General features: G+C 68.0%; 6 protein-coding genes. 5 read left to right on the top strand and 1 reads right to left on the bottom strand.

Annotation, left to right across the window (positions count from 1 at the left end; all coding sequences use genetic code 11):
• Positions 1 to 175 precede the first annotated feature (175 nt).
• Positions 176 to 1078 carry a LysR family transcriptional regulator gene (locus tag ACPCJR_RS26215; protein ID WP_391516480.1) on the top strand — a complete coding sequence of 301 codons (903 nt, stop codon included), beginning with the start codon at positions 176 to 178 and terminating at the stop codon, positions 1076 to 1078.
• 569 nt (positions 1079 to 1647) lie between these two features.
• Here ACPCJR_RS26215 and ACPCJR_RS26210 read toward each other — a convergent pair.
• Complete coding sequence (locus ACPCJR_RS26210) at positions 1648 to 2343, bottom strand: TetR/AcrR family transcriptional regulator (protein WP_391516479.1); 696 nt, start codon at positions 2341 to 2343, stop codon at positions 1648 to 1650.
• A 116-nt stretch (positions 2344 to 2459) separates the two neighbouring features.
• Here ACPCJR_RS26210 and ACPCJR_RS26205 point away from each other — a divergent pair, with 116 nt between their 5' ends.
• The 4 genes from ACPCJR_RS26205 to ACPCJR_RS26190 all read left to right on the top strand — a co-directional run.
• Entirely contained in the window at positions 2460 to 3338 is an 879-nt protein-coding gene (locus ACPCJR_RS26205; RefSeq protein WP_391516477.1) for an FAD binding domain-containing protein, read from the top strand.
• Positions 3335 to 3838, top strand: a complete 504-nt coding sequence (locus ACPCJR_RS26200; RefSeq protein ID WP_391516475.1) for a (2Fe-2S)-binding protein — start codon at positions 3335 to 3337, stop codon at positions 3836 to 3838. The genes ACPCJR_RS26205 and ACPCJR_RS26200 overlap by 4 nt, the downstream gene beginning before the upstream one ends.
• Positions 3835 to 6213: a xanthine dehydrogenase family protein molybdopterin-binding subunit gene (locus ACPCJR_RS26195; protein WP_391516473.1), complete on the top strand. Its 2379-nt coding sequence runs from the start codon at positions 3835 to 3837 to the stop codon at positions 6211 to 6213. Before ACPCJR_RS26200 ends, ACPCJR_RS26195 begins: the two co-directional genes overlap by 4 nt.
• A 66-nt stretch (positions 6214 to 6279) precedes the next feature.
• A partial coding sequence (locus ACPCJR_RS26190) for an ABC transporter substrate-binding protein (protein WP_391516472.1) occupies positions 6280 to 7384 on the top strand: 1105 nt, incomplete at its 3' end.

Genomic DNA, 7384 nt, shown 5'->3' with positions numbered 1-7384 from the left:
AGCCTTCGAGCGCTTCACACCAGTCGAATGCCGCAACTACCTGATGGCCGCAGGCTACGATGCCTTTGATCCAACCTGATCGGATGCAGCTCTAGAAAGCAGTGGCGTTGCCGGGAAGTGCTAATTCTCGACGGAACTGTTGAATTTCTGGCAACGCTGCGGCAGGAGAGTTTGGATGAAGCATCTGCGCGGCCTCACCGCGGTCGCCGAGGTCGCTCGCTCTGGCTCGGTCCGGCGGGCGGCCGAGCGCCTCAACATCACGCCCTCAGCGCTGACCCGGCAGATCCAGGACATCGAGTACGAGCTCGGAACGCCGATCTTCGAGCGACTCGCACAAGGGATGCGCCTCAACGCGGCGGGGGAATTGCTGGCGCGACATATCCGCGACCAGGCGGCGGATCTCGACCGAGTGCGCTCGCAGATCGCCGACCTCTCCGGCGTGCGCCGAGGCCAGGTCGCGCTTGCCTGCAGCCAGGCCTTTGTCACTCGCATGATCCCGGAGGAGGTCGAGGCCTACCGGGCACAGTTTCCACAGGTCGCCTTCACCGTGCAGGTGCGCGATCATGTCCAGGCGGTGGCCGCCCTCGCCTCGTTCGAGGCCGACCTCGCGCTCGTCCTGCAGCCGCCGCCCTCGGCGGAGCTGCACGCGCTCTATGCCGGCCGTCAGTCCCTGTGCGTCCTGATGCGGGCAAGCCATCCTCTGGCCTCCGAAGACGGTCCGATCCGGCTACGCGACTGTCTCGCCCACGCACTGGCGCTGCCCGACCATTCGCTCGCCATCCGCCACCATATCGAGCAGGCGCTCGCCCGGCGCGGGGTCGAGATGCGCGCGACCGTGGAATCGGGATCGCTGGAATTCCTGCGCAACGTCGTCCTGCGGGAGGATGTCGTCAGCTTCCAAGTGCCGAGCGGCATTCCCGACGACCCGCGCCTACGCAGCCGTCTGATCGACGCCCGCGACCTCGAACCGATGAGCGTCGTGCTGGCGCAACTGCGCGGACGTCTGCTCCCGGTAGCGGCCAGCAAATTCGCCGACCAACTCGCCGCACGCCTGAACCGTCAGGTGACCACGGCCTGACCGCCCCTTGAGGGATTCAAAGCCGGGTGGGTCAGGACGGCGTGATCGTTGGATTGCCGACGCCGTGAACCGGCTTGGAATGGAATGTTGCGGACTTGCTGCCCTCCTCGGCACGGGGACGGCATGCGCGGCGGGTTTGGTTGCGCCGGCAGGCCTCGGCCCCGCCAAGCGCTGCACCGGTGAGGCGGTAGAGGTTTAGCGGCCCCCCGGCCAGTGCGGACGCCCGCAGCCAAGCCGCTACTGACCGTGACGACCCCGGCGTCGAGCCCGGCCGACGAGCTCTCAAGCCGTGCGTCCGCCGCTTGGACTGCGCCGGAGACTCGCTGCGCCCCAGCCTCGTCTGTGTCGAGCTGCCCTCTTCCGGGCCTCTGTCTGCGACTGCTTAGATGTCCGCTGCGAATCCAGTCATCCTGAAAACGATGACTTGTCGCACTAGCTTGAAGTGCTCCAACGATGAGCGACTTATACACACCTTAGATGAATCCGGCACATCAATGTTTGGTTTGATTGATCAAGGGTGAATTTATATGATATGTCCAACAACGCGGGTCGGTCGCGGTTATACTACATCAAATCCCATGCACGCTTTCAAAGAAAATTTTTGGTGCGCCGCGCATGAAGACGCCGACATCATCGGAGAGCGTCTGAGAGAGATCATCAGGGATCGGCCAGCCATAAACGAACTTTCGGATCGCGAGATAGAAGACCTTGCCGTGTAGGGCCCAGGCCGCCTCGGCCTCCCGCTCGGTCAAGGGCACCGCGGCGAAATCCGGCAGGCCGAGATCCGCCCGGAGTTCAGCGCAGATCGGATGAATGACGCGGTCACGCACGATCTCAAGATAGCGCGGAGCGATGTCGTAGCCCTTCAGCCCCGAGAAGACGAAGATGCGCACCCAGACATAGTCGAAGATCCTCCCGGCATACTCGCTGTAGAAGCGCAGGATCCGTGTCTCCAGCGGTTGCGAGCGGTCCTGCACCAAGCCGCTCCAGGCCGGATTCCAGCGCTGCACGTAGACGTGGTCGTAGACGCGGTCGAGCAGCGCTTCCTTGGTGGGGAAGTAGCGGAAGATTGCCGAGTGCGTGATGCCGAGGCTCTTGGCCAGTTCCCGTGTCTGACCGCCAAGACCGTGCTCGGCGAAGAACTGTGCCGCTGCCTCGACGATCTGCTGCTCACGCTGCGCCGCGGGGAGACGCCGCCGGCTCGTGGCGGCCAGCGTCGGCGGCTTCCCATCTGGAACATCCTCCAGGGTGGCGGGCGAATCCATGCTTCGTGACCGTTTGGTTATTTCGCTTGACGCGATCGTCCGCACGTGGATAGCTTGTAACCAAGCGGTCAACAACGATCGATCGCGGCGACATGCGGCCTGTGGGAGGGACGCTCATGAAGGCTCGTGCCTTCGATTACCGCCGCGTGGCAAGCGTGGCGGAGGCGCTCGACGCCTATGCCGCCTGTGAAGGCGAGGCGCGCTTCCTCGCGGGCGGCCAGAGCCTGCTGCCAGCGCTGAACCTGCGGCTCGACGCGCCCGACCTGCTCATCGACATCGGACGGATCGAAAGTCTACGCGGCATCGCGCTTGAGGGCGACCGGCTGCGCATCGGCGCCCTGACGCGTCACGCTGAGACCCTGAACGCCCCCCTGATCGCCGAGCATGCCCCGCTCCTGACCCAGGCCGCGGCCTACATGGCGCATCCGGCGATCCGCAATCTCGGCACGATGGGCGGCAGCCTCGCGCTGTCCGACCCGGCCTCCGAGCTGCCGGCCTGCATGCGAGCGCTCGGCGCCGAGCTTGAGATCACCGGCCGTGACGGTACCCGTACGGTCGCGGCGGACGACTTCTTCCTCGACCTGTTCGAGAACGTGATCGAGCCCGGCGAGATGTTGACCGCGGTGCGCGTGCCGCTGCCCGTGCCCGGCACGCGGATGCGGTTCGAGGAAATCGCCCGGCGGCGCGGCGACTACGCCCTTGTCGGTCTCGCGGCGCATCTCGTCCTTACCAGTGCGACGGTGGAATCGGCCCGCCTCACCTTCTGCTCGGTCGGCCCGACGCCGATGCGGGCACCGGCGGCCGAGGCTGCGCTGGCCGGCCGGCCGCTCGATGCGGCGGCGATTGCGGAAGCCAAGGCAGCGCTCGCCGACGACCTCGCGCCGGACGAGGACGAGGGCTTCTCGGCGGCGGCGCGGATGCATCTCGCCCGCGTCCTGCTCGGCCGCGTGCTGTCCGCCCTGAGGGGACAAGAGTACGGGGAGATGGCGGCATGATCGAGCCGCAGCCCGTCACCGTCACCGTCAACGGCGCCCGCGTCCGCCGCTTCGTCGAGCCGCGGGTCTCGCTCGCGGATTTCCTGAGACGCGATCTCGGCCTCACCGGCACCCATCTCGGCTGCGAGGTCGGCGCCTGCGGCGCCTGCATCGTCAATCTCGACGGACAGCCGGTCCATGCCTGCCTGATGCTCGCGGTGCAGGCGGACGGGATGCGGATCGACACAATCGAAGGTCTGTCGGATTCAGGCGAACTTGCCGAACTGCAGGCGGCCTTCCACGCCCGCAACGCCCTGCAATGCGGTTTCTGCACGCCGGGCATCCTCGTGGTCGCCCGTGACTTTATCCGCGACTGCCGCGCCAGCGGACGCAGGCCGACGCGTGCGGCGATCCGCGACGCGCTCTCGGGCAATTACTGTCGCTGTACTGGCTACGAGGCGATCGTCGACGCCATCGAGAGCGTCGCGGGCGCAGCCCCAATGCGAGAGGATGCGGCGTGAGCGCGGCGACCGACAGCCCAACCCGTCCCCGCGAGAAGGGCCGCTATATCGGCTGCGGCCTGCCGCGTCCGGGCGCCAAGCGCCTCCTGGCAGGGCGGGGCCGCTACACCGACGACGTGAGCCTGCCGCGCATGCTCCACGCCGCCTTCCTGCGCAGCCCCTACGCCCATGCCCGGCTCGGCGCCATCGACGTGTCGGAGGCCGCTGGGATGCCCGGCGTGCATCGGGTGCTGACGGGTGCGGATTTTTCCGCGATCTGCACGCCGTGGGTCGGAACGCTCAGCCACTTCAAGGGCATGCGCTCGGCGCCCCAACTCCCGCTGCCCCTCGGGAAGGTCGTCTGGGCCGGGCAGCCGGTGGTGATGGTGGTGGCAGAGACCCGCGCCGAGGCGGAGGACGCGCTCGAAGCGATCCAAGTGGAGTTCGAGGAGCTGGAGGCAGTGGTCGATCTCGACGCCGCCCGCGCCGCCAACGCGCCTCGCATCGACGCGGACGCCCCCGACAACGTCCTGTTCCGCACCCGCATCGAGTCGGGCTCGACGGCGGAGGCCTTCGCGGGAGCGCAGAGCGTCGCGGTCGATCTGCGCTTCGGCCGGCACACGGCGGTGACGATGGAGCCGCGCGCCACGCTCGCCGATTTCGACCCGAGCGAGGAGCGGCTCACTGTCCACCAATCGACCCAGACGCCCTACCAGTTCCAAGATCTCTACGCCCGCCATTTCGGCCTGTCCGAGGCGCGGGTGCGGGTGATCGCGCCCGATGTCGGCGGCTCCTTCGGGATGAAGCTGCACGTCTACCACGAGGACATGGCGGTGGTGGGCGCGAGCCTCCTGCTCAGGCGCCCGGTGAAGTTCACCGCCGACCGGATGGAGGCCTTCGCCAGCGACATCCACGCTCGCGACCACCGGGTGCGTGCCCGCCTCGCCTTCGCTGCGGACGGCACCCTGACCGCGATCGAGGTGGATGACGTGACCGGCGTCGGCCCATTCTCGGCTTATCCGCGCACCAGCGCGGTCGAGGGCAACCAGGTCGTGCGCCTGATCGGCGCGCCCTACCGGCTCACCGATTACCGCGCCGACCTCACCGTCGTGGCGCAGAACAAGGTGCAGATGAGCCAGTACCGTGCGGTCGGCCACCCGATCGCCTGTGCGGTGACAGAGCGCCTCATCGATCTCGCCGCGGACCGGCTCGGCCTCGACCCGTTCGAGATCCGGCGGCGCAACTACGTGACCGATGACATGTACCCGCACACCACGCCGAGCGGGTACCGGTTCGAGAAGCTCTCGCTCGCGACCTGCCTTTCGCGGCTCCACGACCTGATGGACTATCCGCGCCTGCGTGCCGAGCAGGCCGCCCTGCGCGAGAAAGGCGTCCATCGCGGCATCGGCATCGCCACCTATGTCGAGATCACCAACCCAACGCCCGCCTTCTACGGTGTCGGCGGCGCCCATATCTCTGCGCAGGACGGCTGCATCCTCAAGCTGACGCCCGCGGGCGAGGTGCAGTGCGCCATCAGCATCACCGAGCAGGGCCAGGGTAGCGAGGCCATTGTGAGCCAGATCGTCGCCGAGGGGCTCGGCGTCGACCGGGACTGCATCCGGGTGCTCACCGGCGACACCGAGACGACGCCCTCGGGCGGGGCCACCTGGGCCTGCCGCGGCGCCGGCATCGGCGGCGAAACCGCGCTCCAGGCAAGCCGCAAGCTGAAGCGGCGCATCCTCGAGATCGCCGCCGCGATCCTGCAGGCGGAGGCCGCCGCCCTCGACATCCGCGAGGGCGCGGTGACGGATGCCAATGGCACGCCGCGCATGACGCTGAAGGAACTGGCGAACCTCGCCTATTACCGCTCCGACCTGCTGCCGCCGGACGTCTCGCCGGCGCTGACGGTGGCGCACCACTTCGCCCCGCGCGGCTATCCCTTCGCCTTCACCAACGGCATCCATGGCAGCCTTGTCGAGATCGATGTCGAGACCGGCTTCGTCGCCCTCCTCAAGCACTGGGTGGTCGAGGATTGCGGGCGGGTCATCAACCCGCTGCTGGTGGACGAGCAGATCCGCGGCGGCGTGGTGCAGGGGCTCGGTGCCGCCTTCTTCGAAGAGTGCCGCTACGGCGAAACCGGTCAACTCCTGAATGGCTCGATGACCGATTACCTCGTGCCGATGGCCTGCGAGATGCCGGACATCGTGATCACCCATGTCGAGACGCCGACGGGGGACACCGAACTCGGTGCCAAGGGTGTCGGCGAGGCCGGCACCGCCGCCGCCTCGGGCGCGGCGCTGAACGCCGTCAACGACGCCCTGCGCCCGCTGGGCGCCAGCGTCTCGCAGCTGCCGATGACGCCCGAACGCATCCTGAGGGCGCTCGACGTGATCTGAGCGCGCTCATTCGATTTCGCGACGCGGGCCGTACTCATGAGCCCGCGCGACGACAGGGAGAGAACGATGATCCGACAGGGACCGGGATACGGCGCCGTCTCGCGCCGCACGCTCGTGCGGGGCATGGCCGCGGCCGGCACGCTTGCCGGTATCGGCATGCCCTTCGTCGCTCGGGCGGCGGAGCCGATCCGCATCGGTTTCCCGACGCCGGTCACCGGCCCGTTCGGCGCCGAGGCCAAGGACCAGATCCGTTCGGCGGAACTGGCCGTGAAGCAGTTCAACGAGGCCGGCGGCCTGAACGGCCGCATGGCCGAGCTGCTGGTGCGCGACGACAAGCTCAACCCCGGCGAGGCCGCGACCCGGACGCTGGAGCTGATCGAGAAGGACCGGGCCCACTTCATCGTCGGCGCCCTGTCGAGCGCGGTGCAGCTCTCGGTCAACGAGATCACCCGCTCGCGAAAGGTCCTCTACGTGTCGATCAGCCAGTCGGACACGATCAACGAGGCTAAGGATTTCAGCCGCCACACCTTCCACGAGGCCCTGAACCCGCACATGACCACCGCGGCGGTGGCCAAGTACGCCTTCAAGAAGGGCACGCGGGTCGCCTACCTCGTCGCCGACTACGCCTACGGCCATGAGATGCTGCGCGGCTTCAAGCGCGCGGCGACCGCCATCGGGGCCGAGACGGCGGGCGAGATCCTGCACCCGTTCGGCGCGCCCGACTACTCGACCTTCATGCCGCGCCTGCGCTCGATGCGCCCGGACATCCTCTGCATCTGCAATTTCGGCCGAGACCAGGCCAACAGCATCAAGCAGGCCAACGATTTCGGGCTGAAGAAGGCCGCGCGGATCGTCGTGCCGGTGCTGCTGCACAACCAGCGCCTCGCGGGCGGTGCCGACGCCTTCGAGAGCGTGGTGGGCGCCAGCAACTACTACTGGCGTCTCGAAGAGATGGTGCCCTCGGCCAAGGCCTTCAACGACGCCTTCCGCGCCGCCTATGCCGGCGCGGTGCCCACCGATTACGGCGCCTACGGCTACACGGCCGTGCGCTCCCTGCTGATGGCGGTGCAGGCGGCGGGCGACACCGACACGGACCGGGTCATCGCCGCGCTGGAGGCGCTGCAATACGACGTCGCCAAGGGCCCCGAGCGCTACCGGGCCTGCGACCACC

It is taken from the genome of Methylobacterium sp. NPDC097929 (genome assembly GCF_049543375.1).
In the GTDB taxonomy this organism is placed as follows: Bacteria; Pseudomonadota; Alphaproteobacteria; order Rhizobiales; family Beijerinckiaceae; genus Methylobacterium.
The sequence above is the reverse complement of the archived record's forward strand: the minus strand, read 5'-3'. Positions and strand labels throughout refer to the sequence as shown.

Excerpts from the sequence above, each read along its gene's own strand:
- ACPCJR_RS26215 (WP_391516480.1), top strand. The coding sequence starts at position 176 with ATGAAGCATCTGCGCGGCCTCACCGCGGTCGCCGAGGTCGCTCGCTCT.
- ACPCJR_RS26210 (WP_391516479.1), bottom strand. The coding sequence starts at position 2,343 with ATGGATTCGCCCGCCACCCTGGAGGATGTTCCAGATGGGAAGCCGCCG.
- ACPCJR_RS26205 (WP_391516477.1), top strand. The coding sequence starts at position 2,460 with ATGAAGGCTCGTGCCTTCGATTACCGCCGCGTGGCAAGCGTGGCGGAG.
- ACPCJR_RS26200 (WP_391516475.1), top strand. The coding sequence starts at position 3,335 with ATGATCGAGCCGCAGCCCGTCACCGTCACCGTCAACGGCGCCCGCGTC.